Consider the following 25,301-nt stretch of genomic DNA (forward strand, 5'->3'; position numbering starts at 1 on the left):
CTATTCTACGTTTCCATTCCCGCTGTTTAAAGGAGTAACAGTATGAGTCGTCCGATTATTTTGGATTGCGATCCCGGCCATGACGATGCTATCGCGCTCATTTTAGCCCTCGCCCATCCAGAGCTAACCCCACTGGCCGTAACCACCAGCGCCGGCAACCAAACCCCAGATAAAACCCTCAATAACGCCCTGCGGATCTTAACCCTGCTCAATCGCAGCGATATTCCGGTCGCGGGCGGCGCGGTTAAACCCTTAAGCCGTGAGTTGATGATTGCCGATAACGTTCACGGTGAAACAGGGCTCGATGGCCCGGCATTGCCTGCACCGAGTTTTCAACCACAGGCCGTGAATGCGGTCGAGCTAATGGCCGAGAAAATCCGCCAAAGCGATAAACCAGTAACATTAGTGCCTACTGGGCCGCTCACCAATATCGCGCTGCTACTCGCCAGCCATGCCGAGTTACACGCCAAAATTGAGCGCATTGTGTTGATGGGTGGTGCCGCCGGGGTTGGTAACTGGACACCCGCCGCCGAGTTTAATATTTTTGTCGACCCAGAGGCGGCCGACATTGTCTTTAAATCCGGTATTCCCATCACCATGTGCGGCCTCGATGTTACCCATCAGGCACAGATCATGGATGAAGATATCGAACGTATTCGCGCTATTGCTAATCCCGTGGCTAAGTGTGTCGCCGAGTTGTTGGATTTCTTTATGATTTACCATAGAGATCCTAAATGGGGCTTTGTCGGCGCGCCGCTGCATGACCCTTGCACTATCGCTTGGTTACTCAATCCCGCGCTGTTTGATGCCCAAGACTGCTGGGTCGGCATTGAAACCCAAAGCGAGTTAACACTGGGGATGACGGTGGTCGACCGCTATCAACTAACGGGCAAACCCGCGAATGCGACAGTGCTCTTCGGCATTGATAGACAGGGCTTTGTTGACTTGTTAGTTGACAGTTTAGCGGTCTACACACCAACCTATCTCAATCGCAGATGAACTTAAGGTAACGCTTCCATGAGCCACATACTCGTTATAGGCAGTGCCAACGCCGATCATGTTATGAATTTTGAGTATTTGCCCGTTCCCGGCCAAACCTTAATGAGCCGAGCCTATCGCTTGGAACACGGTGGCAAAGGAGCCAATCAGGCGGTAGCCTGTGCCCGTTTATGCCAAGGGGATGCGGAAGTGGCATTTATCTGCCATCTCGGCCAAGACAGTGTCGGCAATGACATGCGTACAAGCTGGCTCAAGGATGGCATTAAGGCCGAAGGTATTACCCAAGTCGCCAATATGAGTACGGGCACGGCGCTGATTTTTGTCGGCGATAATGGGGAGAACTCCATCGGGATCGCCGCGGGCGCCAATGCCGATCTCACCCCAAGCGAGTTAGAGAAGCATTACGCCCTGTTTGCCAATGCCCAATTCTTACTGATCCAGCTCGAAACGCCGATGGAGACGGTTCACCACGCATTGCAAACCGCCAAGCGCCTCGGTATTACCACAGTGCTGAATCCTGCGCCTGCAACCAGTCAGGAGTTGGATTACCTCAAATGGGTCGACATCATTACTCCCAATGAGACCGAGGCCGAAGCACTTACAGGCATTGAGGTCAATAACGAAGAAGATGCCGAGCTTGCCGCCCAATGGCTACATCAGCAGGGCGTTGCAACTGTCGTCATAACCTTAGGCAGTAAAGGCGCGTTTATCAGCAGTGCCGGTTTTACCGGGTTAATTCCGGCGCTGACAGTGCAAGCCATAGATACGGTTGCCGCGGGCGATACCTTTAATGGCGCCTTAGTGGTGGGTTTAAGTGAAGGGATGTCAATTGCAGCGGCCGTCGGGTTTGCCAATGCCGCCTCTGCCATTACCGTTACCCGAGAAGGCGCCCAGCGCGCGATTCCCTATCGCCACGAAGTCCAACGTTAACCCATGAGTGCGGCAAGTTGTCGCACTCGACCTCTTTCATTCAAAAGTACTATATACATAATTTACATACCGAATTCATTCCCATTTAATGAATTCAGCCTATGCTGGCAAGCGCATGTTCGAGCCAAAACGGCTCGACCCACCTTGTTCAGAATGAGGAAGTACCAGATGAAAGCGAAAAGCACCACTTTACGTAATATGACTAGCGCTAGCTTACTCGGCCTAGGATTATTCGTCGCCAGCCAAGCGAGTGCTAACGAATGTGAACTCAAGATTGCTGCGACTGACGCTATGCAATTTGACACTAAAGAGCTGTCTGTTCCTGCAACGTGTAAGGAAGTGACCCTCACACTAACGCACACTGGCACTCTGCCAAAAGCAGCTATGGGCCACAACTGGGTATTAACTAAAGCCGCCGATATGTCTGCCGTTGCGACCGATGGTATGGGCGCTGGCGCCGATGCTGCTTACGTTAAAGCCGGTGATACACGTGTTATCGCACACACTGGTTTAGTGGGTGGCGGTGAATCAACTTCTGTGACCTTTAGCACCGCAGGCATGAGCGCGACTGAAGCTTACCAGTTCTTCTGCAGCTTCCCAGGCCACTGGGCGATTATGCAAGGTAGCTTTAAAATTCAAGGCTAATCCCATTGCCTAATGCTCAGTTAAGGGAATACCTTAAGTGAGACGACAAAAAAGCGGACCTCTGGTCCGCTTTTTTGTTGAGTGCATATTGGCTTATAAGCCAGCTTGCCCTCGAGGTTTTTGTTTCGAGATGTATTCTTCGGGCGAGTTATTCTTCGCCGAACTCGTCTTCATCATCAAAATCATCGGCATCGGTTGCAGCTTCTGCCGCTAAAGCCGCCGCTAATTTGGCCTTAGCCTGTTTCTCTGAGCGACGCTTGTTGCGCTCAGCCAGCGTGCCTAAAAACACTTGCAGCTCGGCTTGACCCCAAGCTTGTGCCTCGGCCTCGGTCGCAAAACCGTCATGGCTCTTCGACACTACTGTTTTAGTCGACGTCATACGACGGGTGATTTCCGTCTTCCAACCATTTTCAGCTTGAGTGACGCGAAAATCGTATTTTTTACCCTTGCTCATTCTGCTCTATTTCCTAAATGATGCTTGCCACGTTTGTCTTATCAAGCGATACAAACGCCATCATAAAACAAAAGGAGCGCAGTTTACTTGATTTCGGCACAGAAAGATCGCTTGCGAGAAAATTTTCATACTTAGCACTTTCACACAGCCGTAAGAATCCCAAAAGTAACGCGGCATGCGAGATAATTTTTCGCCCTAATCTTAGTCCTAAGCTCAGTATCAAGCTAGCGCAAAAGCGGCTGGCGGACGGTATCTTTTCTTGTTTTAGTCATAAAACTGAGCTTATTTAGTCATATAGCAATTTTAGAGTATGAGGGACCCCATTAATAAGTAATCAATAATTTAGGAAAGATGATGAATACCTCCTCAGTAACACTCTGCATGCTGCTCGCCAGTACGGCCCTGCTCACAGGCTGCAACAGTGATAACAAAGATAGCGACACCACACCGCCCGCCAAACTGGTGCCCGCCCAAGTCGGTGAGCGACCACTGTTTTTGGTGCGTCAAATGCAGGACAGCAGCTTAAAAACCCGTTTAGCCCAGTGCGAAACCGACCATTTTTACCGTAGCGATTTTGCCATTGGTCATCGCGGCGCGGCGATGCAATTCCCCGAACACACCAAAGAATCCTACCAAGCGGCCATCGACTCTGGCGCGGGTATCGTCGAGTGCGATGTGACTTTTACCGCCGATAAAGCCTTAGTCTGTCGCCATTCCCAGTGCGATCTCGCCAGCACAACCAATATTTTGGCTATTCCCGAACTTGCCAATAAATGTTCAGCCCCCTTTACGCCCGCCGATGCGGCCAATGGCGTTGCCGCCACAGCAACTTGTTGCACCAGCGATATCACCCTCGCCGAATTTAAAATGTTAAAGGGCAAGATGGAGGGCGAAAATCCAAAGGCGACCAATGTCGAGGAATTTATAAATGCCACGCCTAAGTGGCGCACCGATCTCTATGCGGGTAATGGCACCCTAATGACCCACGCCGAGAGTATTGAGATGTTTAAAAAGGCTGGCGTAAAAATGACGCCCGAGCTAAAGGCCGCTAGTGTGGCTATGCCCTTCGATGGCTTTACTCAGCAGGAGTACGCCCAGAAGATGCTCGATGAATATACCGCTGCGGGCGTCGATGCCTCGCAGGTATTCCCTCAATCCTTTAATTTAGAAGATGTAAAATACTGGATTGCTAACGCTCCCGAGTTTGGCAAGCAAGCAGTATATCTTGATGATAGATACGATATTCACGCGGGTTTTGACCCACAGGACTCCTCCAGCTGGTTGCCATCAATGGCAGAACTTAAAGCCCAAGGCGTAGAGATTGTCGCGCCACCACTCTGGGTGCTGGTGACCTTAGATGCGGATAAAAAAATCATTCCATCGGAATATGCCAAAGCCGCGAAAGCAGCGGGACTTAAGATCATCACTTGGAGCTTAGAGCGCTCAGGATTATTGAAAGATGGCGGCGGTTGGTATTATCAAAGCATTACCGATGCCATTGATAATGAAGGCGATACCTACGAGCTGCTCGATGTGCTCGCCAAAGATGTGGGTGTGATTGGCGTCTTCTCTGACTGGCCAGCGACCGTGACTTACTATGCCAACTGCATGGATTTATAGACCGAATAAATAGGCTAAATTCAAAACCGAGAAACAAAAAAGCGTTAGCAAATACTGCTAACGCTTTTTATTAACAGATTCTTTTTACTTAAAAAGATGCTGAATATTTTTTAAATCGCCCTTACCTTCGGCAATTTCTTCCGGCGTTAAGCCCGTCACTTCGTGTGGGAACACTAACCAGTCTTCAGAGGCATGGATATAGTAATCAGGCTTTAAAGGCACAGCGGTATTCTTTGGCTTGTAATAAGGGCAAGCGATACGAATGTCCTGCGGCATGTTTAAGCGCATCAGTTGGCTTAACTTTTCCTTCAGCGCGTGGATGCTGCGGCCAGAGTCAAATACATCGTCCACAATCAGTAAGCTATCGCTAGCATTCGCATTTTCAACAATGTAATGCAGACCATGTACTTTGATTTCTTTGCTTTGCTTGTCGGTACCAATACCGTAGTAAGACGAGGTACGCACGGCGATATGGTCGGTTTCAACCTTCTTAAAGTCGAAAAACTCTTGTACCGCGATCCCAATTGGAGCACCGCCACGCCAAATACCCACGATAAACTGCGGACGGAATCCACTCTCATAAACCTGTGAAGCTAATAGAAATGAATCTTCGAGCAGTTGCTGTGCGGTAACGAAATATTTTTCTGACATGACACCGATCCCCATCTTAATTATTGATTTTAGGTGTTAACGCGAGCGCTTTTACCTAGTAAGGTCTGTTCGGCGTCCAAAACACGAGAACAGCATTCTCTTCATAAGAGTCCTAGCAAGTGTAGGCAGCCGCCGAATTTTGGGAGCGAATTTTATACCAAAAAAAACCGCCGTGCTGCAGTTATAGTCATAAGTTGCAGGTGAACGGCCGTTTATTTTGCATTTTTAGGATGGAACTAACAAAAAGCGTACAAAAAAGGCCACCCAAAGGTGGCCAACAAGGAACGAGCACAGGCTCAAAGCAAAGAATGGAGCTTAAGTTTGGCGCTTAAGTTAGCTCACAGGGTTGATAACGTGTTCACCGACCTTAGTCATGGCGCTATAGCTGCGGCTGGTCGACTCTTCAAACTCCTTCGCCAGAATCGTGCTGACATAATGCCAGTCGCTACGCACCGCTTCCTTAGTAAAGGTTAAGGTCATAAAGCCGCGATCTTTAAGGTTGGTATATTTAAGATCTGGCACCAACTCGACGATCGCCGCTTCGGTCGCGGGGATCTGCTCCGCCGGTAGATTTAAGTAATATTCCAAACCAGGTGATGATACAGAGCTTGTGGCAAACTCGACCCCAACGGTATCGCCGTTGACATCTTTAAGCTCATTCGCCCAGGCATTATGGGTGTCACCGGCAATCACCACTAGGTTGTGATTTTTCGATTTAGCGGTGCCTAAAATTACTTCCCTTTCATAGGCATAACCATCCCAAGCATCCAAGTTATAGGGAATAGATGGCAGTTGCAGCAGGGCAATCACCTCGGGCGTTAACAAGGCTTGATTGGCCTGTAAGTACTGTAATTCCGCCGCCGTTAGGGTTGGATCGTTTGCCGCCGCACGGGCGGCTAACTTCGCCAGCGCCCCAAGCATGGCATATTGTGGAATGCTCATTTGCTGAGTAGCGATTGCCGCAGGTAGAGACATCTTGCCCATCAGGATCTGTTGTCCTAACACCTGCCAAGTACCCGTGGCTTGCAGTAAAGTGCCCTGTAACCAGAGTAACTGGGTCAGCCCTAGCATGGTGCGCGTGGTTGAAGTCACATCGGCGAGGAAACGCTCCCCATCGAAGGCCCCCGTGCTGGCATCCATATAATCGGCATAATCGAGCTGCTTATCGCGGGCCAAGACGCGCGTGTCCAGCATATGTAAGTCGACTAAGTTACCGTAACTGAAGCTGCGGTAGATCTCCTCATGGTTACCCTCGCGCCATGGACGAATTGGCAGCCACTCGAAGTAAGCCTGTAGTGCGGCTTCTTTACGAACCGCAAAATCCCCTTCGCCTTCGTTGTGGTTCTCGGCGCCATCACGCCAGGTATCGTTTGCCACTTCGTGGTCGTCCCATACCGTAATAAATGGCACTTTCGCGTGCAGTTTTTGCAGGCTGGCATCGGTATGATATTGGGCGTAACGGGTACGATAATCGCTAAGCGTCAGCAGTTCGTTGGCGGGTAATACTTCACGACCAAGCTCTGCCGCATGTTCGCTGGCATAGCCGCCACGGGCATATTCATAGATATAATCACCCAGATGCACCACGGCATCGAGGTCATCCTGCGTCGCAGCCAATTCATACACGTTAAAATAACCGGCAGGAAAGTTAGCGCAGGACATAACGGCGAGTTTTACCGAACTCACTTCGCCCTCGGGTAAAGTGCGGGTCTTGCCCACCTCGGAGGTTTTTCCGCCCGTCATAAAGCGGTAGAAATAGGTTTGTCCCGCACGTAAACCACGGGCATCGATTTTGACCGTGTAATCACGGTTAGCATTAGTGACCATCTCCCCAGTGGTCACTAATTGTGAGAATGCCGCATCACTGGCGACTTGCCAGCTCACTTTAACATCCCCAGCAGAATCTGGCGTCACACGGGTCCAAAGGATCACCGCATCCTGCGCAGGGTCACCGCTGGCAACCCCATGTAAAAACTGTGCGGGCACAGAGTTATCATCATCACTGTCACTACACCCCATTAGGCCGTAGGAGATCACTGCGGCACCAATACCTTTGGCTGACATTGCTAGAAAATCACGACGAGTCACGGTTCGTTTCATTATTATTATTCCCTTTAAAAATGAGGTTTCACTGGTATGAGGTCTAATGAGGCCCCGATTGTGAGACATCACTGTTACACATTTGTGACATCTTTGTCAGCCTTTTATGATTTCTTTTAATTCATCAACTTATACTGAATAGCGTTCTTTATTTGTACAGTGCTGGCACAGAGCATCACTAAGCTGCTAACATCGACTCAGATGCAAATAGCGCCTAAGATCACTACTTCTTAGCGCATTGTTAAAAAAGGAATTTATAGGATGAAAGTCAGCGACATTATGAGCACTGAGGTCATCTGCATCAGCGATGGTGCAAGCCTGAAAGATGCCCACCATTTAATGCAAACCCGCGGCGTGCGCCATTTACCTGTAATATCTGAAACCGACGGCACCTTAGTCGGTGTACTCACCCATAAGAAGATGATCGCCAGCGTATTGTCTATGCTGAACAAATACGGCCAAGGCGCATTGGATCGCAAGGAACGCTACACTCCCATAGCGACAGTGATGGACAAAGACTGCCAGCACTTAACCGCCGATGAGCCCTTAAGCGTGGTGGTAGAATACTTTATCGACAACAAACTCGGCTGCTTACCCGTAGTGGATAACGATAAGAAAGTATTAGGGATTGTCACCTCATCCGACTTTATTAAGCTCTGTCGTACCCTGCTGCAACAGCAAGCTTAGCACCTAACATCCTCACTCTTTCTCGCTGGCCCGCAGTTATCAGGGCTGGCGAGTGTCATTATTTAACAATCCCAAGGACGCCCGTGGCTAAGTTATTAACCCAAGAACAATTTATCCGCGCCTATGAATGCGCCGAATTAGGCTGTATCGCCAACCATGACCGCCTCGCCCAATTGCTCGCCGATCCCGATTATGACGCTTTACATGAATACAGCGCCTACTTTGGCAAAGCGGCGACACAAATCACCTGTATCAGTGACTTACAAAGTATGGAGGAATTGCATTTTGTCGCGGGCAACTTGAATTGGGATGACCATGATCCCGATATGGTGAGAGCAATTATCGAACACCCACTCTGCGATGCGGGTACCGCTTTATTGCTCTACTGGTACGGACAAGGCTTTTATTACTCCACGCCACAGAGGCTCGACACGCCTTTTGGACAGCTATTCAAAACCATCACCGAACGCTTTGTTGCGCGGGGCTATGCAAGTTATAGAATCCATTTTGATCCGTTTAAAGAATGTTTTATGCCCTCATTAGAGGACGTCCTCACCAATGGATGCCAAATTCCAGGGGCCATTTTTGCCCCCTACAGCACCATGGAAATCGAAACTGATGCAGGGCATCCAAGGTATCTACAATTTAAAAATGAGCAGCTGAAATCGGGAAAATGGGGTAACCAATAAGCCCTAAGCTGTCTTTAAGTAGAACGCTTAAAGCCAAGCTATTAACGTGATTAAATAGGCGTTGCTGGCGGAATACGGGTAAAACGCTGCCAGCGACCCGAGCGCCAACGGTGCACCATAATCAAGCCTCGTACCCATTCATCGGCCGCAACCGCAAGCCAAGCGGCAAGTACGCCATAACCTAAGTGCAGCCCAAAGAACCAAGCCAATAACACGCCAATTCCCCACATGCTAAACAGGCCCACGCGCACCGGAAACGCCACATCCCCCGCGCCTTTTAATGCCGAAATAATCACCAGATTAAAGACTCGGCCAGTTTCGAGCGCGATGGAGCCCAATAGCAAAAGCGCGGTAAGTTGAATGACCTCTGGGTTTTCACTCAACCAGCCCACAATGGTAAAGCGCTGCCAATAAAAGACTAACACTATGGCGAGGGAGGTAATAAAGCCCACCAAGCAATACTTTTGCACCCGTCCAGTAATCTCATCGAACCATTGTTTACCGACGTAGTAACCGGTTTGAATTTGCGCCGCCTGCCCGAGCGCCACCGCAAAACAGTAAATAAAGCGGCTAATATTCAAACCATAGGTATAGGCGGTCAGCGAGAGTGTGCCCATCTGACTAATAAAATAGATGATGGTCATCTGTGCCACGTTGTAGGACAGCATTTCGCCCGCATTAAGCAAACCAATGCGCATCACGCTCCAATAGGTGCTGCGCGGCAATAACTTAAGTCGCAGCATCGGCAGTGGGATACCTTTATGGCGGATCACCGCCAACATAATCAAGGCACCAATAATCTGGCTGGTGACAGTCGAAATCGCCACCCCAGTCACCCCATAAACTGGCAAACCAAAGGGAGAATAGAGGGCAATATAGTTACCGAGCACATTCATCAATCCCGTGCTGGAGGTAACTAACATGGCCGAGCGGGTAAAACCGTAGCTACGTAAGATGGCGGCAAAGGCGATGTTCATCACCAGCCCTATGCTTAAACTGCCGCAGATCAGCAGATAGTCATTACCATAGCCCGCGACCTCAGGCTCTAGTGCAAATAAACTAATAATGCCGTGGGCACCGAAAAACATCGATGCGCCCATCACCACGGCTAAGCCTAAGCTTAAGGCCACGCTGGCCACGCCAATATCGGTCGCTTGCTGCGTCTGCCCTGCACCATTATTTTGGCTAATCAGAATACTGGCGCCCGTGCTGACCATCATGGACATCACCATCATAAAAAACATCAATTGGGTGGTGAGCCCCACTGCGGCGACGGCATTATCGGAATAATGGCTCAGCATAAAAATATCGCTGATCCCGAGTAAGGATTGCAGCAAGGTTTCGATAAAAATCGGCCAAGTGAGGGCGACAATGCCCATGCGTTGTTGCAGGGTTTTAGCTGATTTAGCCACGTCCAATCCTTACCGCTGGAAGACAAGTGAAATAGCAATAACACGCCAAGGCTGGCGAGCGGTAATTTTCTTACATTTTTAGATTGTGCTCAATCCTTCGTCACCACTAAAGCCTGCCCTTGCAACCGTATTCATTGGGTGGAGCTCAATTCATTGAAGTCGAAAAACATCAGCAATGCCTCAATTAACAATCTTTAATCGACTGAAATAGCTAGGATTAATACCATATCGTCCAATACGCACTACCCTTTTCAGCATCGAGCCGATACACTTTGCCGACCACAAGGGGCGATAAGCGCTCACCGAATATATTCAGGGAAACTGCACATGAGCCAACTCTATTTAGAAGACGGTATTAAACAATTAGCGAGCGAGTTTATCGCCGCAGGTTGCCCTTCGGTGCGCGAACAGAGCCTTGAGGAGCGACGCCAAGGGTATATCGCCAGCACAGTATTGGCAGGTGAGCCGGAAGCTGTGTTTGAAGTTAAAACCCTATCCCTTGAGGGCATCGAATTAACGCTATTTAAACCCTCGGTGGACAACAACTTACCCGTGGTCATTTACTATCACGGCGGCTGCTTTGTCAGTGGCGGCATCGCCACCCACAATCAACAACTGCGTAAAATCGCCAATGATTCCGGCGCGTTAGTGGTAGCGGTCAGCTATCGTCTCGCCCCAGAGCATGTGTACCCAGCAGCCCATGACGATGCCTTCAATGCCGCCAATCTCGTGCAACAACATTGCCAGCAATGGGGCGGTGATGACACCAATATCACCCTGATGGGCGACAGTGCTGGCGGCCATTTAGCCTTAGTCACTTGCCTGCGGTTAAAGGCACAAGGGCAATGGTTACCTAAAAAACAAGTGCTTATCTATCCGATGTTGGATGCGACCGCCAAGAGTCAGAGCTATATCGACAATGGCGACAAGTACATTATCACCCGCGATACGCTGCTCACGGGCTTTGATATGTACCTCGACTGGCACCCCAGAACCGACGTTGAAGCCAGCCCACTGCGCAGCCACGACCTAGCCGGTTTACCCGAAACCCACATTATTACCGCCGAGTTCGATCCGCTGTTAGATGAGGGCGAACAGCTGTTCCGTAACCTATTAGATGCGGGCGTCAATGCCCATTGCCGCCGCTATTTAGGGGTGATCCACGGCTTCTTCCAACTCGCTGGCGTCAGCCAATCGGCGCGGGATGCCATGGTGCAGATAACCCACATTATTCGCGTTTAACCTCAGTAAGCCGCATGCCTTAATGCGGGGCATGCGGCGATTGAATCCATTCAACGAATAACCTATTGCATGATAACGCAATGCTCTACTGCGCTATTTCGACTCTGGCCGACTCAATTTGTGGATCACGTCTTGATGCTGCGGATACATGGCCAGTAAAGTTTCTTGGCTAAATAGCTCAAAGTCATCGAAGGTAAAGCCCGGGGATACCATACAGCCCACCAGCGAGAATCCATCTTGATTCATGGCCGAGCCAAAAATACAGCCCTTAGGCACTAAAAACTGCGGTCTTTCGCCCGCGGCTAAATCCAGCCCCAACTGCGCCGTGGTCAGCTCGCCCTCAGGGGAAATCATATAAATCGTCAGCGATTGACCCGCATGGAAATACCACATTTCATCGGCCGTGAGTCGATGAAAATGCGACACTTCGCCGGTTCGCAGTAAGAAATAAATACTGCTCCATAGCTGACGACTCGGATCGAAGGCCGATTCTGAGCGATAGGATGAACGGTAATAACCGCCCTCAACATGCTGCTCAAGTTCTAAATACTGAATAAAATCATCAGCCGTGCGCATACTCATCCCTCATTAAATTGATACGGGCTAGAGTCTACACCCTAAGTCCAATTTAATTAATCCTCTGTGCCCTGCTTGCTTCTCACCTGCCAGTCGAACATAAACACGAATACCATGTGGTTAAGGTTTGTTTTCGCCATAAAAAAAGCTAAATTCTTACCATAGACTGAATGGCGAATGATGACATTCTTAGCAAGTGTCAAAGCCTTGAATAAGTCAGATAACCTTTGTGGGGAGCTTGTTTGATGGTCAGTATTGAGCAAATGGCTTTAGTGCTGGACGCGCTACCCGATCCGGCGTTTATCCTGTCCCAAAGCGGCCGCTATGTTGCGGTGTTTGGCGGTAAAGATGCGCGTTATTACCACGACGGCAGTGGATTAGTCGGCCTTTACCTGAGCGATGTACTCAACGACGAAAAAACCACTTACTACCTCGGTATTATTCAGCAAGCCTTAGATAGCCGTAAATTATTGATTGAGGAATATGAGCTCAGTAATAAGGATGTCAAAGGCTTACCCGATGAAGGACCATCGCAACCCATCTGGTTTGAGGGGCGCATTCAGGCGTTAGATTTTCTGGTGAATAACGAACCCGTCGTCCTCTGGGTCGCCAGTAATATTTCCAAGCGCCATAAACTGGAATTACAACTGCGACAGTTAAGCGATACCGACCAATTGACAGGGCTCTATAACCGCCGCCGCTTAGACCGTGATTTACAACTACTCTTCGACACCTTTAGCCGCCACCGTATTCCGGCCTCGATCTTAGTCTTAGATCTGGACCACCTAAAGCGGATCAACGATCAACTGGGCCACCAAGCGGGCGATCGCGTTATCATGGCAGTCGCCGACACCTGCCAACAACAATTTCGCAAAACCGACAGCGCCTACCGTTTTGGTGGCGATGAGTTTGTGATTGCCCTGCCCGGAGTTGACCATGACCAAGCCATAGTGTTTGCCGAATACCTCTGTGACTGCTGCTTTAAGGCATTGCAGCAACTCTCTGTAAAGGGATTATTTGCCACCGTCAGCATAGGTGTCGCCAGCATAGAAGCGGGCGATAAATCCTATGAAGACACCCTAAAACGCGCCGATGCAGCGCTCTATCAAGCCAAGCGGGATGGCAAAAACCGCGTTATCGCCAATAGTGCTTGATGCCGCATCGCCCCGACAAATCACCAATAAAAAAGCGAACCTAGGTTCGCTTTTTTTATATACATCACACGCTTCGCGTTGCGATTATTGCGCCGCTTTGGCCTTGCGGGCGGCGTGCAGTTTCTTATAGCTTTCGATTAAGCGTAAATGTGGCTCAATTCCTTCGAGCTGCATGCTGGTCTTAGTTAAACCACTGAAACGGATTTTGCCAGTAACGCTGCCGACCACTTGTTCCATCACTTCCGCGCCAAACATGCGGGTAAAGTTATGGCTAAAGTCTTCGAGTTCAAGATCTTCATCCAGCGTCACTTCCAATACCGCGCTCATTGCTTGGAAGAACAGATTGCGCTTCACGGTATTGTCGTTAAATTGCAGGAACTCACCGACTAATTCCAGCGCCTCTTCATGCGCACCCAGTGCCAAATAAATCAGGATCTTAAGTTCGATAATCGTCAACTTACCCCAAACGGTGTTTTCATCAAACACAATACCAATCAAAGTGCGAATATCGGTGTAGTTATCCAGCTGACTTTCCTCTAAGCGATTGACTAGATTGACCAATTGCTTAGTGCTTAAGGAATGCAGATTCAGAATATCTTCACGGTAATCCAGCGCCTTGTTGGTGTTATCCCAAATCAGGTCTTCAACTGGATAAACTTCTGAGTAATCAGGGACTAAAATACGGCAAGCCGATGCGCCTAATTCGGTAAATTCGGCAACATACACCTCTTTACCCAGCTCTTCTAGAATGCCGAATAAGCGGTCCGCTTCTTCTTGGTTAGTGCCGGAAAAATCCCATTCGCAGAACTCATAGTCATGCTTGCTGCTAAAGAAGCGCCAGGAGATCACACCCGTTGAGTCGATAAAGTGCTCGACAAAGTTTTCAGGCTCGCTCACCGCCATGCTGTTAAAGGTCGGTTTTGGCACATCATTTAGACCTTCGAAGCTGCGACCTTGGAGCAATTCGGTCAGGCTGCGCTCCAATGCCACTTCAAAGCTTGGGTGGGCACCAAAGGAGGCGAATACGCCGCCGGTTTTCGGGTTCATCAGCGTCACGCACATGACCGGGAACTGACCGCCTAAGGAGGCGTCTTTCACTACCACAGGGAAGCCCTGCTCTTCTAAGCCCTTAATGCCCGCAAGAATGCTTGGGTATTTTTCTAACACAGACATTGGCACGTCTGGCAGGACGATTTCCTGCTCGATGATTTGGCGTTTCACCGCGCGCTCGAAGATTTCAGAGAGACACTGGACTTCGGCTTCTTTGATATTGTTACCCGCGCTCATGCCATTGCTTAAGAACAGGTTTTCAATCAGGTTCGATGGAAAATACACTGTCTCGCCATCGGATTTACGCTTGTAAGGAATCGCACAAATGCCACGGTCGCTATTGCCCGAGTTAGTGTCGATAAGATGCGAGCCACACAGCTCCTCATCGGGGTTATAAATCTCGAGGCAGTAGTCGTCTAACAGGCCCGCAGGCAGGACGTCGTCTTCCTCGAGGGCAAACCATTTTTCATTGGGGTAATGCACAAACTCGCTGTTAGCGATCTCAACCCCAAAGAATTGATCGTTATAGAAGAAGTTATTGTTTAAACGCTCGATAAACTCACCGAGGGCCGAGCACAATGCGCTCTCTTTGGTTGCGCCTTTGCCATTGGTAAAACACATGGGCGATGCGGCGTCACGGATATGCAGTGACCACACATTGGGCACGATATTGCGCCATGAGGAGATCTCGATCTTCATCCCCAGCTCAGCCAAAATGCTGGTCATATTGGCAATGGTCTGCTCTAGCGGTAAGTCTTTACCCAAAATATAGGTGCTGCTGTCGTCGCCTGGGTGGCCCATCAGCATGGCATTGGCGTCGGCATCGAGGTTTTCAACGGTTTCGATTCTAAATTCTGGGCCAGTCTGCACGACTTTTTTCACTGTGCAGCGGTCGATAGAGCGCAAAATACCTTCGCGATCTTTATCCGAAATATCATCGGGCAATTCGACATTGATCTGGAAAATCTGGTTGTAGCGATCTTCTGGGTCGACAATATTGTTTTGCGACAGGCGGATATTGTCCGTCGGAATATCGCGGGATTTACAATATACCTTCACAAAGTAGGCGGCGCACAATGCCGAAGAAGCTAAGAAGTAGTCGAAGGGACTCGGCGCCGAGCCGTCGCCCTTATAACGGATGGGCTGATCGGCCGTTACCGTAAAATCGTCGAACTTGGCTTCGAGTCTCAGGTTGTCGAGAAAATTAACTTTGATTTCCATTAGAATTTTTCCACTCAATATGCTCAAACGCAGTAATCGCATTCGTTACCGCACAGCATTGCCCTTGGGCGCTATCGTCTTGGGGGGAATTATCGGTGTTTTTCGCCCATTAGTCTTGGGTTAATTATGTTAAAAAAACACCAGCGGGATTTTTACGCCATGGGCTGCAAGCAGCAGAGTAGGATTTATTGCGGCATTCACTGTGGTTTAGCCAAGGGTTAATGCTCTGAACTGCCTTGCTTATCTGCCTCGCGCTTAACCAGTAAAAAGGTGAGATACATCTTTGTCGGCAGGGATAACGCCATGCCAACGGCAACGCAAACGGCGCTGATAATAATTCCCTTAACGCCCATGGCTTCGACGGACTCATTAAAGTTATGCAGATAAATCCCAAGCATAATCAGGCACAGCCCAAGGCCAATGCAGATTTTTAACAGCGTTATCAGCCTTTGATTAGTCACAGTCCTGCCTTTAGTTGCGCGTCTTGATTAAGCTCAAACAAACAAGCACCGCCTATGTATAAAGATTAACTAATATAATGAGCGCATTGGCTTATTTAGGCTTTGATTAAGATCAACGAAGTTGATTCAGCCTGTCGCCCTCATCCTTAAGTCAAATACCACTTTGCAATTTTGTCGGTTACATTAGATTTTTGTTAACTTAAGCACTTAAGAGTATTGGGGATTCGTTATACTGCCCTGCAATAATAAAGCGGCTTATCCCGGAGTTGTTGAACATGTCTAATTTCAGTTTACGTAACAAATTGCTCCTACTCGCATTGTTCCCGTTAATTCTGACCTTCATTGTACTGATGACAGTTTCCTACCATGTCGAGCAATCGGCGCTTGCCGATGAGGTCACCACATTTAGAGAAAAGTTAATCGGTGAGCGTAAAACCCAAATCAAAGAAGCCACCCAAATCGCCGCAGGCATAGTGCAATACCAACTATCGTTAAAAGAACAGGGCAATGTTAACCAAGCCCTACGTGATATTCGCTTTGGCAGTTCGGGCTACTTCTTTCTTTATGATTCTCAAGGTAAAAACCTGTTCCATGCGGTCATGCCCAACCTCGAGGGGCAGAATAAAATCGATATGACCGATCCCCGCGGCACCAAGATCATTGTCGGCCTGCTGAATGCCGCGAAAAACGGTGACGGTAATTTCTCGTTCTATTTCCAAAAACCCAATACCAACGAGCAAATCGAAAAAATCGGCTACTCCATGATGATCCCAGGCACAGATTGGATGCTCGGCACTGGCGCCTATATCGACGATATCGATGCCGTGGTTGAGGATTACCGCACCACAGTCACCGAGCAGATGATCGATAAGTCCTACGCGATTTTATTGATTGCACTGTTATTAGCAGCCATTACCGCCCCCGTGATCTTAGTGACCGCCCAGCGCATGGTCACACCGATTAAAAACATGGCCGATAACTTAAACGATATCGCCAAAGGCGAAGGCGATTTAACCAAGCGCCTCGCGGTGAAGGGCGACGATGAAATAGCTCAACTTGGCCGCTCCTTCAACCTGTTTGTCGATAAACTGCAAACCATTATCGGCGATGTGGCCCATGCCACCGCTAAGGTTAAAACCGCAGCCAATGCGATTCATGACCAAACTAAAGTGATGTCGCGCCAGCTTATCAGCCATAACAATGAGACAGATCAAGTGGTGACCGCCATTACTGAGATGTCTGCCACCGCGAGTGAAGTGGCGCAAAATACCACCCAAGTGGCCGAAGCGACCCACGCCGCCACGGGCGATGTGGCCAATGCCCAGCGCTGTGTCGATGCCTCGTTAGAGGAGATTTCGGCGCTGATGGCGCAAATCAATAATGCCGCCAGCAATATTCAATCCTTGAGTGAACAGTCGCAAAAAATTAATAGCGTGCTCTCGGTGATCGGCGGCATTGCCGAGCAAACCAACCTGCTGGCATTAAATGCCGCGATTGAAGCCGCCCGCGCTGGCGAGCAGGGTCGCGGCTTTGCCGTGGTGGCCGATGAGGTGCGTAACTTAGCCAGCCGCACTCAATCAAGCACATTAGAAATCAACGAGATGCTATCTGAGCTGCACAAGCTGGTTAGCTTAGCGGTTAAAACCATGGAAGAGAGTCAGCAGAGCTGTATACGCTCGGTGGATTCGTCCCGCGCCATCTCCGAAAGCTTAGGCTCAGTGACCTCGGCAGTAACCGCCATCAACGATATGAGTACCCAAATTGCCACGGCGGCGACCGAGCAAAGCTCAGTGACCGAAGAAATCAACCGCAATGTGTTTGCCATTCAAGAGATTGTGAATGAGCTGCTGCACTCAAGCGAAGAGGCGGCGAGCGTGAGCCAAACCGTGTCGCAGGAAGGACTTAACCTCGGCAAACTCGTGGGCCAATTTAAGATTTAATGCCTAAGGCGTGATATTGGCGTAAGTCGATCAAATGTTAATCGATTCAGTGTTAGTCGATTCTGTATAAATCACTATCTTTAACCACCTAAGGCCTCAAGCAATTGAGGCCTTTTTCTTGGGTGCTGCCTGCTAATGACCCCGCCTAAGCCCAGAATTCGGCATCAAAGCTCGGCATTAGAGTTCGGCCTCGAAGCGGGCAAAGCGTGCCTCGCTCATCGTGCACTGAGTTTGCTGCATCAGTTCGCCCAAGGTAATGGCGGGGTTTTGGTTAATTAGGCGAATCAATTTTGCGCCGAGTGGTTCAAGCTTATCGGCGTGTTGTAATAAGCCGCTGTCGATCTTTTTGATCATAAAGGCGAATTCGGCAGTATCACTCTGGGCTGTTAACTCGGCACAACAGCTTTGAATCGCGATAGCCTGCCCTGTGATGCTCCAATTTCGGGAGCGGCGCACCCGCTTAAGCTCGCAGCCATTTTGCACGGCAATCGCCTGCGCCCGCTTGACCGCCTCGCGGCCGATGCGATGGATAAGGGATGGCAAGGGAATACTAATATCATCGTGCATGGCAAGTTAACTATCGGGCCTTGGGTCGAATATGGTGAATAACGGGGCACGGCTATAAGTCGTAAACGTTAAGCGCAAGCCTTAAGCCAACGCCGCCAGAGTTTACCCCGCGGCGGGTGCGAACAAAAGACGATACAGGCTTATGCAACAACTCACGCTAAGTGCCACTCGCCCAAGATAGCGGCTTAGGCATCACAGACTGACAACAACAGTCCTTGAGCAAGGCGGCGGGATTGCCTACAATAACGCACTTTTTGTTCACTACAGATAACGACCATGACTGACACAACTTCACAACCCGCATTACCGGATCGTCTTTCGGTTAACCCACGCAGCCGCCACCATGTAGCTGAAGTCTTCCAATACGATGTGGGTATCCGCGTGAACGGTAAAGAACGTTTCGATGTCGAAGAATACTGCATCAGCGAAGGCTGGGTTAAAGTACCAAGCAAATCCTTAGACCGTCGCGGTCAACCTCTGCTGTTAACCATCAAAGGCACAGTAGAAGCATTTTACCGTTAAGCACCCGCAGCTTAATGGATAGCAGCTTAATGGATAATAAAAACGGCCAATTCGATTGGCCGTTTTTATTTGCCCTACGTAACACCAAAGCTTCCTCCCAATACCTCTCCCCAGATATTCACAAGTCATTATTTAAAATAAGCTTTTGTGATAAAACGCATTGATTAAACCGCATAGCGCGGGTTAAAGTGTGACCACTAAGGGAAATGCAGAGCCACACTCGAACGCCACTATCGAGCACGCTATTTAAGGACAAAGCAGCCAATCTGTACCATGCCGCCTCACTCATAATTGCCTCCTGATCATGACTATTCGAGATGGAAACCATAGGCATTTCCAACTCATTGATTGACATATGAACCCAAAAATAGTTTGTGCAAACATAATTGGAAACTTTCTAAACTTAGCTTAAACAGGAAGTGGATTCCGAAACAATACAAAATGGAAACTAAACATAATCCATTTAAAATAAATAGGTAACTTGCAATCCCCCAAGAATAATAAAGAGTTGCATTCAGGCAACACCTCAAAAGCACATCTTGGGACATTTCATGTTAGGATTTTTGCTCTAATCCCGACATTTAGGATTACCAAAATTTAGGAAAACTCGTTCTTAGCTCGGATGAAGCTGGTGATGAAATTCCATCGGACGGCTAGTTTTGCTTTATCCACAAAGTCCATTAAATGCATACTTATTGAAAAATCAGTGACAACACCATCTTCAATGTCAAAATATACATTACCACCCATGTTTAGCCGTAATGACATAATTCAGGCATTTGGTTTATAAATCTTATACAAATCACGATTTCAACAATTTAACTCCATTACCTGTTTTTTGGGCAATTGAATCAGCTTTTTTTGCCAATCCTTCACTCTCAAATATTAGCCTCTTACCACGTTTGAGTTCTTCTTCTAAGGTGCTGAACTGTACCAACGATTGGTCCACTTCCTGTTCTTGGATAGATCTGATATGAGATGCTTTTCCTATTGCCATTTGCATTTGAAAAAATAGCATGGCAATTTTTTGCTGCAGTTCATTACATTGCCTGTTGGCATCCAAAACCGCTGATGTTGCCTCGTGAAGTGGACGAGCAAACAGTAAGTTAACTCGCTGAGCACTGTGGTCTGCCCAATGGGAACAAAAGCCCTCCCACACTGAAACTACGTTTTCACTGTTATATTTTACGGCAAAAAATTTTTCTGCAATTTCATGCTGCTGATTTCGAAAATGATCAGGATCAAAGCCAGACATCGTATTACTCCGGGCTATCAAATGCGTAAAGCAGATCTGCTTTATCTGTCAATACATTCTTCAACTGGAAGGTTTGTTGAATAATTTCGGATATATCATGATCGATACGTTGTAACTGTATGCGCACTGAAGTGTTGAGCTCATTCATCTGTGCCAACGTAGCACCTTGATAATCTACTTCTTCACCCAGATCACTAAGGGTTGAATCCATAATTTGCATTAGATGGTCGATATCATCACACTGGTTCAGCGAATGCACAGATGATTTACAGGCTTGCCCTGCATAATCAAGGGCATTTCTGGCTGTAGTATCTGCGGTGTGAGCGTCATCTCTAGCAAATTGGGCATCTTGCAACTGAACTCGAGCTGCGCGAAGGTCTTCTCGGGCTTGTGCAAGGCGGGATTCTGCAGCCGCAACAGCACTTTTGCACCTTGCTACTGCTGCGGCAGCTCTTGCTACTGCAGCTCGTTCAGCCGTGGTATCTGCAGGGATTCTTTCTTCACGCCACTTCCCATTGCTATCTTTATAATGACGAACGGTATACTGAGTTCTTTTATAAGCTAATGCGGCCTCAGCATTTGACAACAAGCTCTCAGCGCTACTTAAATTGCTTTGAGAATAGGTTAGTTCCGCCTCAGCCGATTCACGCTCTCGCGTGGCCCGATTAACCCAGCCAGAAGCCAAATGCACTTGCTTTTCCCAAGTATGAACTAAGGCGGAGGTACGTTCTGTCAGCCTTTCACAACTATCTATATTTGCCTGTGTTGCATGGTGCATATCTTGTGTGGAGTGTTCCAAATAGCCCGCTTGTTGGCGTCGCTCTATATGCTCTGAATTTCTGTCTTCTGAATCCCGTAATTCGTTGGAATAGCAGATTTGCGCACGCACCAAATATTCGTCCGACAGAATTTTGAGTTGCCGTTGTAACTCATAATATTCCCTCAGTAATTCAAGCAGGTAGCCTTGCTCATGATTACGCTCGTCAAACTCAGCAATAAGCCATCGAGGTTGCATACTCAGTCCTCCGGTTTCAGATTCTCAAGATGTTGTATGCGTTGCTGAAGTCGTGTTTCAAATTCAAACAACTTGTTTGTGTACTCTTCCAGCCAAGAGCCCAGATCCATTACCATCCCTTCTGTGTTTTCAGCGCCTTCACCCTCATAGTTGTCGCGTAACGCGTACCATTGACGGTTCAGCTCCTCAAGCTCGCCATTAATACTGGCTTGATTAGCCTTCAACATCTGTTGCACCTGCTTAAGCGCCGGGATTTCATGTTTAATAGTCATATAGATAGCTCCGCAATATCGCCTGACGACGCTCTAAGCTCGCTACAAGATCAGGGACTCGCCTCTGTAAGCCGTCATTAGCTACATCGTCCAAGTCCTCAGCGAAGGACTTGAGCTCTTCAACTACTTGACCGTCAGCTTCTATTGTTGCTAATGCTTGCTCGATGATTTCCCGTAATCGCAGGTGATTACTAAGCAATGTTTCCCTCGCTTGCTCGAGCCCGCCAATCAGAATATGGAGTTGACTTTCAACCTCATTAAGCGACAACTGCAGCCTCCAGAATATCCTCTTGTTGCACATCGCTATTCCAGTTTGCGATATTGTCTAACAAGTTACTGACTGTGTTGGCGAACAGCTCTTCAGCTGTTTGCTCTTCGCTACTTACATAGCAATATGGTTTAAACACCAAAGGACGGTTTTGCATCTGGTCTAGATAAAGGGCATAAATGGGTATTTTTCCACCAATTTGTAATCGCGAAGCCCGTCGAGTTTTCATTAAACTGAATGAGTCTTCTTCTGACATTTGTAAGGCTATTTTGTGGCGGAACCCCTCAATTTCTCGACGCTCAAACACTTTACCAACAGAACGCATCGTGTCGAATGTCATGATGAGGTGAATACCTAATTCACCACCGCTTTCTAACAAGTCAGTAAGTACTTTATTTGCATCAGAACGTGATTTTGAACCTAAACCCACTTCAGGTTTTTGAATGTCATTCAGACGTTGTGCATCATTTAAGACTACGTAAATTGATGGTTCTTGAAGCATCTGCTCTTCATCTATCTCGCGCCTACGTTCTAACTCAGTTTTGACTGCTTGTAATTGTACCCAGAAACTAGAAAAAATTTCGTGAAAACTGCTGTCAGTTGTAGATGCCTGTTCTGTAACTAACTTAATGGCTCCATTCCAAGGTGAGCCTTTAATACTACGATCCAACACCAGCAACTTATAGTCATGACTGTCATGATTCAAAGGTATCTGCGCTAAGGTATAACCCAACAGTCCTAAGCGAGCTTCATTACCATCACCCACTAATATTATGTGTTCGTGGGCACGACGGCGCATGATCAAACGCGCATGACCATGAATATTCATCTCTTGGCCTAGCCAGATAACTGTCGGATGCTCAACTGAGTACCACTCTGGTTCGCCCAAACCACCTTCATGCGGTTGGGCATTCGCAAATTTTTGCCAATTTTCGTTGTCTGGACGAGTAAAATTATCTTTTTGCAAGCGACGTAATTGAGGGTTGTCAACAATCGATGGCTGACCTGAACCATCTAATAGAATTGCGCGACGGTCTGATTGCTCTGGGTACTCTGCCTCCCATTTAGCCCGCAGTTGTGACAGAAGTTTCTTTTGTAGATCGCGTTCAAGGAAAGCTACGCGACCGGCTTTGTTATTGCGGTCATCACCTAGCCCATCATTAACCACCACCTGACCTTTTTCTTTACAAGCTCTAAGTTGCTTTTTGCCCTCTGGGCCAAATTCTTGTAAAGCAGTTACGTCAGCTTCACTCATGTTCATACCAACACGCAAATGCATGTTACCAAAAATGGCAGTCTGCTTAGTCATATCTGGCGCACCAAAACGCTGTGACCCAACAAACATATGGATGCCGGCACTTCGACCTTGCCCGGATAGTTTGTACATCAGCTCAGAGCCGACACCATCTCGGTCATCCTCAAACAGGGTTTGGAACTCGTCAACAATTAGCAGCAATCGAGGGAGCTTACCATTTGGAGACCCGGCTGCACGGTAACCAAAGATGTCTTCAACCTTCAACGATTTAAACAATTCATTGCGACGTTCCATCTCTTCAACCAATTCCGCCAATACACTGCGTGCCAGTTCAGGTGCTGTTTTTAAAGAAACGACTCGAGCATGGGGCAGTTGTGGGTAGTTTTGGAATTCAACACCTTGCTTACCATCAATCAAATAAAACTGCAGCTCATCAGGAGAATACTGGCAGGCAAGGGTCATAATGAACACATGATATAGGTTAGATTTACCAGCCCCTGTAGTAGCACCAAGCATACCATGTGAGCACGTGCGACCATCTTGGCTATGGCCAAACCACAATGTGAGATCATTTTTACGCCCTCCCGCACCGCCAATTGAAGTTTGGATCCGTTGTGATGCATCACCTTTCCACCAAGTATCTGGAGCATCCAAATCGACAAGGTGTTTGAACTCCAGATTAGCTTCCTTGGGTTTACCTTTAACCAAGTATCCTAATAGTTCACTGATAACACTGTCACTAACTGAGGTATAGTAAGCTTTTTCTTTGGAGGCAAAATCGCCCATGGGAGGCTTCAATGTTTTAAACGCTTCCATGCTTGCACCATTTGGTAATTCGGCGTTGGTGTCTTGCAATAAGATAACGTGTTTACCTGCACGAGCTCCGTTGTTAGCTATTTGAGCTAACAACTCTATCGACCGACGGTCATAGCCATGAGGAAAATTAGCAGCAACGATAAATTCGAATTTCTCACCACTACGTAATTCTGCGTCGACCTCAATCAAACGCTTTGCATCAGTACTCAGGACTGAACCAGAAATACGGCGGATATCGTCTACCACATCTTCAAGTAGCCTTGCAGTATCGCTGTGGCCAAAGCGTATTGATTGCAACTGTCCCTGGTATGGGAACTCTCCCCCCATACCTGACGGGTCAAGCAAACAAAACTTTGAACTATACGGCATCATCGCACAAATACGCATGACTAGAGAGTGCATCGCCCCATGTGCATTCTCTTTGCCCTTAGGTGTGTTGAATGTGAAGTGCAGGGCCGATTCGCTATCTAGAAATGGAACGACAATAGGAGCTTGAATACCTGTGAGTTCATCCTTTGTGAAGAAAACGAATATTTCATTCGCTAGAATATTTTGTGCGAAGTCGTGCTTAGCCCAATCCGGCTTCCCTAGGTCAAATGACAACGCCGGGTGTAGAGCTTTAGTGAAAGCATCAAATTGATCTTTAACAGACTGTTGTTGATTCTTGGCACTTTGGATCAGTTGATCCATTTTGCTTTGATTTTCGGGATGCATTTCTTCATAAATTTCAACCCGCTTTATCAATAAATCTCGAAGCGTTTTCGCAGATTTTTCAACAACCTGAGCTACTGTCGCATTTTCGACTAATATCTTATCGCGGAGGCTATCTTGCGGATCCTGGCTGCCATAAGGAGGTTTGGTCACAAAGGTGTATTTTTCCAAAAATGGCTGAATTGAAGCAACTAAACCAGACACCAGTTCATCAAATTTTTTGCCGACTACGTTACGTGCGTGTCGATCACTTTTATCTAGCTTCGCCATTAGCCCTGCACCCCCGGATTTTTATTCATAATTAATTTGATACCAACTATTCCCGCGATAACTAACAGGATGAGCAAAATCTTTATAACTTTTGTTAGTTTCCGCTTTTGGGCTGCTTTTTTCTCCAGGAAGACAGTTTTTTCGTCTTGTATCGCTTGATCATATTGTTCAAGTAAATTCGTACATTCATCGAATGCGCCAGCGACCTCAATATTTGCCTCAAGCGCACGATTGAATTCTTGCTGATGTACTAACTCAGTCTCGTTAGTTATTTTAAGCCCAGACGCTTTGCTGAGCGGTAGCTTCAACCGTAGAGTTTCAATCACGCTAGCCCTTGCTAACCTTTTTACACATTGAGCAGCGCTCAAATTTACAATGTCTTGAACTTCTGATTTGAATTTAGTTAGCTTTTCTACATATTGAGCTTTTTCTTTCTCAAGCTGACTTACCGCCTCCTCAGCAGCAACAAGCTCATTGGAAAACGCCTTTTGTTGTTCGGCATATTTTCTGAGGTCCAAA

Annotated in this window: 24 protein-coding genes; 10 read left to right on the top strand and 14 right to left on the bottom strand. The window is 47.9% G+C overall.

What is annotated here, in order from left to right; all coding sequences use genetic code 11:
• Window positions 1-42 precede the first annotated feature (42 nt).
• The 3 genes from rihA (at window position 43) to azu (ending at window position 2,574) form a co-directional block, all read left to right on the top strand.
• A complete protein-coding gene (gene rihA, locus SHEWANA3_RS18185) occupies window positions 43-999 on the top strand; it encodes a pyrimidine-specific ribonucleoside hydrolase RihA (RefSeq protein WP_011718268.1) in 957 nt (318 codons plus the stop codon).
• A gap of 18 nt (window positions 1,000-1,017) precedes the next feature.
• A complete protein-coding gene (gene rbsK, locus SHEWANA3_RS18190) occupies window positions 1,018-1,929 on the top strand; it encodes a ribokinase (protein ID WP_011718269.1) in 912 nt (303 codons plus the stop codon).
• A gap of 168 nt (window positions 1,930-2,097) precedes the next feature.
• Window positions 2,098-2,574 carry an azurin gene (azu, locus tag SHEWANA3_RS18195; protein WP_011718270.1) on the top strand — a complete coding sequence of 159 codons (477 nt, stop codon included), beginning with the start codon at window positions 2,098-2,100 and terminating at the stop codon, window positions 2,572-2,574.
• 148 nt (window positions 2,575-2,722) lie between these two features.
• Here azu and SHEWANA3_RS18200 read toward each other — a convergent pair whose 3' ends face one another.
• Window positions 2,723-3,028 carry a DUF3622 domain-containing protein gene (locus SHEWANA3_RS18200; protein ID WP_011625141.1) on the bottom strand — a complete coding sequence of 102 codons (306 nt, stop codon included), beginning with the start codon at window positions 3,026-3,028 and terminating at the stop codon, window positions 2,723-2,725.
• 354 nt (window positions 3,029-3,382) lie between these two features.
• Between SHEWANA3_RS18200 and SHEWANA3_RS18205 the strand changes: the two genes are divergently transcribed.
• Window positions 3,383-4,648, top strand: a complete 1,266-nt coding sequence (locus SHEWANA3_RS18205; protein ID WP_011718271.1) for a glycerophosphodiester phosphodiesterase family protein — start codon at window positions 3,383-3,385, stop codon at window positions 4,646-4,648.
• A gap of 84 nt (window positions 4,649-4,732) precedes the next feature.
• On the opposite strand, the gene SHEWANA3_RS18210 is transcribed toward SHEWANA3_RS18205, so the two are convergent.
• Window positions 4,733-5,299 carry a phosphoribosyltransferase family protein gene (locus tag SHEWANA3_RS18210; RefSeq protein WP_011624046.1) on the bottom strand — a complete coding sequence of 189 codons (567 nt, stop codon included), beginning with the start codon at window positions 5,297-5,299 and terminating at the stop codon, window positions 4,733-4,735.
• Between the two features lie 333 nt (window positions 5,300-5,632).
• A complete protein-coding gene (locus tag SHEWANA3_RS18215; protein ID WP_011718272.1) occupies window positions 5,633-7,399 on the bottom strand; it encodes an alkaline phosphatase D family protein in 1,767 nt (588 codons plus the stop codon).
• 261 nt (window positions 7,400-7,660) lie between these two features.
• Here SHEWANA3_RS18215 and SHEWANA3_RS18220 point away from each other — a divergent pair, with 261 nt between their 5' ends.
• Both SHEWANA3_RS18220 and SHEWANA3_RS18225 read left to right on the top strand, forming a co-directional pair.
• Window positions 7,661-8,086 carry a CBS domain-containing protein gene (locus tag SHEWANA3_RS18220; RefSeq protein ID WP_011624048.1) on the top strand — a complete coding sequence of 142 codons (426 nt, stop codon included), beginning with the start codon at window positions 7,661-7,663 and terminating at the stop codon, window positions 8,084-8,086.
• An 83-nt stretch (window positions 8,087-8,169) separates the two neighbouring features.
• Window positions 8,170-8,775, top strand: a complete 606-nt coding sequence (locus tag SHEWANA3_RS18225; protein WP_011718273.1) for a DUF4274 domain-containing protein — start codon at window positions 8,170-8,172, stop codon at window positions 8,773-8,775.
• A gap of 50 nt (window positions 8,776-8,825) precedes the next feature.
• Here the strand turns inward: SHEWANA3_RS18225 and SHEWANA3_RS18230 are convergent, their stop codons facing one another.
• Window positions 8,826-10,187: an MATE family efflux transporter gene (locus SHEWANA3_RS18230; RefSeq protein ID WP_011718274.1), complete on the bottom strand. Its 1,362-nt coding sequence runs from the start codon at window positions 10,185-10,187 to the stop codon at window positions 8,826-8,828.
• Between the two features lie 327 nt (window positions 10,188-10,514).
• On the opposite strand from SHEWANA3_RS18230, the gene SHEWANA3_RS18235 reads away from it, so the two are divergent.
• On the top strand, window positions 10,515-11,429 hold the full coding sequence (locus tag SHEWANA3_RS18235; RefSeq protein WP_011718275.1) for an alpha/beta hydrolase: 915 nt from the start codon (window positions 10,515-10,517) through the stop codon (window positions 11,427-11,429).
• 93 nt (window positions 11,430-11,522) lie between these two features.
• Here SHEWANA3_RS18235 and SHEWANA3_RS18240 read toward each other — a convergent pair whose 3' ends face one another.
• Window positions 11,523-12,005 (bottom strand): cupin domain-containing protein, encoded by a 483-nt coding sequence (locus SHEWANA3_RS18240; RefSeq protein WP_011718276.1) that lies wholly within the window; start codon window positions 12,003-12,005, stop codon window positions 11,523-11,525.
• Between the two features lie 245 nt (window positions 12,006-12,250).
• On the opposite strand from SHEWANA3_RS18240, the gene SHEWANA3_RS18245 reads away from it, so the two are divergent.
• Complete coding sequence (locus tag SHEWANA3_RS18245) at window positions 12,251-13,159, top strand: GGDEF domain-containing protein (RefSeq protein WP_011718277.1); 909 nt, start codon at window positions 12,251-12,253, stop codon at window positions 13,157-13,159.
• An 84-nt stretch (window positions 13,160-13,243) separates the two neighbouring features.
• Here the strand turns inward: SHEWANA3_RS18245 and SHEWANA3_RS18250 are convergent, their stop codons facing one another.
• On the bottom strand, window positions 13,244-15,430 hold the full coding sequence (locus SHEWANA3_RS18250) for an OsmC domain/YcaO domain-containing protein (protein WP_041412791.1): 2,187 nt from the start codon (window positions 15,428-15,430) through the stop codon (window positions 13,244-13,246).
• A 218-nt stretch (window positions 15,431-15,648) separates the two neighbouring features.
• Window positions 15,649-15,891: a hypothetical protein gene (locus SHEWANA3_RS18255; protein WP_011718279.1), complete on the bottom strand. Its 243-nt coding sequence runs from the start codon at window positions 15,889-15,891 to the stop codon at window positions 15,649-15,651.
• Between the two features lie 275 nt (window positions 15,892-16,166).
• On the opposite strand from SHEWANA3_RS18255, the gene SHEWANA3_RS18260 reads away from it, so the two are divergent.
• Entirely contained in the window at window positions 16,167-17,831 is a 1,665-nt protein-coding gene (locus SHEWANA3_RS18260) for a methyl-accepting chemotaxis protein (RefSeq protein ID WP_011718280.1), read from the top strand.
• 177 nt (window positions 17,832-18,008) lie between these two features.
• On the opposite strand, the gene SHEWANA3_RS18265 is transcribed toward SHEWANA3_RS18260, so the two are convergent.
• A complete protein-coding gene (locus SHEWANA3_RS18265) occupies window positions 18,009-18,398 on the bottom strand; it encodes a ribosome recycling factor family protein (protein ID WP_011718281.1) in 390 nt (129 codons plus the stop codon).
• A 276-nt stretch (window positions 18,399-18,674) separates the two neighbouring features.
• Here SHEWANA3_RS18265 and SHEWANA3_RS18270 point away from each other — a divergent pair, with 276 nt between their 5' ends.
• Window positions 18,675-18,920 (top strand): DUF3297 family protein, encoded by a 246-nt coding sequence (locus tag SHEWANA3_RS18270; protein WP_011624059.1) that lies wholly within the window; start codon window positions 18,675-18,677, stop codon window positions 18,918-18,920.
• Window positions 18,921-19,722: 802 nt separating this feature from the next.
• On the opposite strand, the gene SHEWANA3_RS18275 is transcribed toward SHEWANA3_RS18270, so the two are convergent.
• Genes SHEWANA3_RS18275 through SHEWANA3_RS18300 form a run of 6 tightly spaced genes read right to left on the bottom strand, consistent with a single transcriptional unit; the run spans window position 19,723 to window position 25,300 of the window.
• Window positions 19,723-20,175, bottom strand: a complete 453-nt coding sequence (locus SHEWANA3_RS18275) for a hypothetical protein (protein ID WP_041412793.1) — start codon at window positions 20,173-20,175, stop codon at window positions 19,723-19,725.
• Between the two features lie 4 nt (window positions 20,176-20,179).
• Window positions 20,180-21,190: a hypothetical protein gene (locus SHEWANA3_RS18280; protein ID WP_011718282.1), complete on the bottom strand. Its 1,011-nt coding sequence runs from the start codon at window positions 21,188-21,190 to the stop codon at window positions 20,180-20,182.
• Window positions 21,191-21,192: 2 nt separating this feature from the next.
• The gene (locus SHEWANA3_RS18285) at window positions 21,193-21,462 is read right to left on the bottom strand and encodes a hypothetical protein (protein ID WP_011718283.1); all 270 of its coding nucleotides are present in this window, start codon (window positions 21,460-21,462) and stop codon (window positions 21,193-21,195) included.
• Complete coding sequence (locus SHEWANA3_RS18290; RefSeq protein ID WP_041412795.1) at window positions 21,452-21,730, bottom strand: hypothetical protein; 279 nt, start codon at window positions 21,728-21,730, stop codon at window positions 21,452-21,454. The genes SHEWANA3_RS18285 and SHEWANA3_RS18290 overlap by 11 nt, the downstream gene beginning before the upstream one ends.
• The gene (locus SHEWANA3_RS18295) at window positions 21,720-24,782 is read right to left on the bottom strand and encodes an FtsK/SpoIIIE domain-containing protein (protein ID WP_011718284.1); all 3,063 of its coding nucleotides are present in this window, start codon (window positions 24,780-24,782) and stop codon (window positions 21,720-21,722) included. Before SHEWANA3_RS18295 ends, SHEWANA3_RS18290 begins: the two co-directional genes overlap by 11 nt.
• The gene (locus SHEWANA3_RS18300; protein ID WP_041412797.1) at window positions 24,782-25,300 is read right to left on the bottom strand and encodes a hypothetical protein; all 519 of its coding nucleotides are present in this window, start codon (window positions 25,298-25,300) and stop codon (window positions 24,782-24,784) included. The genes SHEWANA3_RS18295 and SHEWANA3_RS18300 overlap by 1 nt, the downstream gene beginning before the upstream one ends.
• Window position 25,301: the final 1 nt, after the last annotated feature.

The organism is Shewanella sp. ANA-3, from assembly GCF_000203935.1.
Taxonomy (GTDB): domain Bacteria; phylum Pseudomonadota; class Gammaproteobacteria; order Enterobacterales; family Shewanellaceae; genus Shewanella.

Excerpts from the sequence above, each read along its gene's own strand:
- SHEWANA3_RS18200 (WP_011625141.1), bottom strand. The coding sequence starts at position 3,028 with ATGAGCAAGGGTAAAAAATACGATTTTCGCGTCACTCAAGCTGAAAAT.
- azu (WP_011718270.1), top strand. The coding sequence starts at position 2,098 with ATGAAAGCGAAAAGCACCACTTTACGTAATATGACTAGCGCTAGCTTA.
- SHEWANA3_RS18235 (WP_011718275.1), top strand. The coding sequence starts at position 10,515 with ATGAGCCAACTCTATTTAGAAGACGGTATTAAACAATTAGCGAGCGAG.
- SHEWANA3_RS18280 (WP_011718282.1), bottom strand. The coding sequence starts at position 21,190 with ATGCAACCTCGATGGCTTATTGCTGAGTTTGACGAGCGTAATCATGAG.
- SHEWANA3_RS18260 (WP_011718280.1), top strand. The coding sequence starts at position 16,167 with ATGTCTAATTTCAGTTTACGTAACAAATTGCTCCTACTCGCATTGTTC.
- SHEWANA3_RS18270 (WP_011624059.1), top strand. The coding sequence starts at position 18,675 with ATGACTGACACAACTTCACAACCCGCATTACCGGATCGTCTTTCGGTT.
- SHEWANA3_RS18220 (WP_011624048.1), top strand. The coding sequence starts at position 7,661 with ATGAAAGTCAGCGACATTATGAGCACTGAGGTCATCTGCATCAGCGAT.
- SHEWANA3_RS18240 (WP_011718276.1), bottom strand. The coding sequence starts at position 12,005 with ATGCGCACGGCTGATGATTTTATTCAGTATTTAGAACTTGAGCAGCAT.
- SHEWANA3_RS18275 (WP_041412793.1), bottom strand. The coding sequence starts at position 20,175 with ATGTCTGGCTTTGATCCTGATCATTTTCGAAATCAGCAGCATGAAATT.
- SHEWANA3_RS18215 (WP_011718272.1), bottom strand. The coding sequence starts at position 7,399 with ATGAAACGAACCGTGACTCGTCGTGATTTTCTAGCAATGTCAGCCAAA.
- SHEWANA3_RS18295 (WP_011718284.1), bottom strand. The coding sequence starts at position 24,782 with ATGGCGAAGCTAGATAAAAGTGATCGACACGCACGTAACGTAGTCGGC.
- SHEWANA3_RS18210 (WP_011624046.1), bottom strand. The coding sequence starts at position 5,299 with ATGTCAGAAAAATATTTCGTTACCGCACAGCAACTGCTCGAAGATTCA.
- rbsK (WP_011718269.1), top strand. The coding sequence starts at position 1,018 with ATGAGCCACATACTCGTTATAGGCAGTGCCAACGCCGATCATGTTATG.
- SHEWANA3_RS18285 (WP_011718283.1), bottom strand. The coding sequence starts at position 21,462 with ATGACTATTAAACATGAAATCCCGGCGCTTAAGCAGGTGCAACAGATG.
- SHEWANA3_RS18250 (WP_041412791.1), bottom strand. The coding sequence starts at position 15,430 with ATGGAAATCAAAGTTAATTTTCTCGACAACCTGAGACTCGAAGCCAAG.
- SHEWANA3_RS18265 (WP_011718281.1), bottom strand. The coding sequence starts at position 18,398 with ATGCACGATGATATTAGTATTCCCTTGCCATCCCTTATCCATCGCATC.
- rihA (WP_011718268.1), top strand. The coding sequence starts at position 43 with ATGAGTCGTCCGATTATTTTGGATTGCGATCCCGGCCATGACGATGCT.
- SHEWANA3_RS18205 (WP_011718271.1), top strand. The coding sequence starts at position 3,383 with ATGAATACCTCCTCAGTAACACTCTGCATGCTGCTCGCCAGTACGGCC.
- SHEWANA3_RS18245 (WP_011718277.1), top strand. The coding sequence starts at position 12,251 with ATGGTCAGTATTGAGCAAATGGCTTTAGTGCTGGACGCGCTACCCGAT.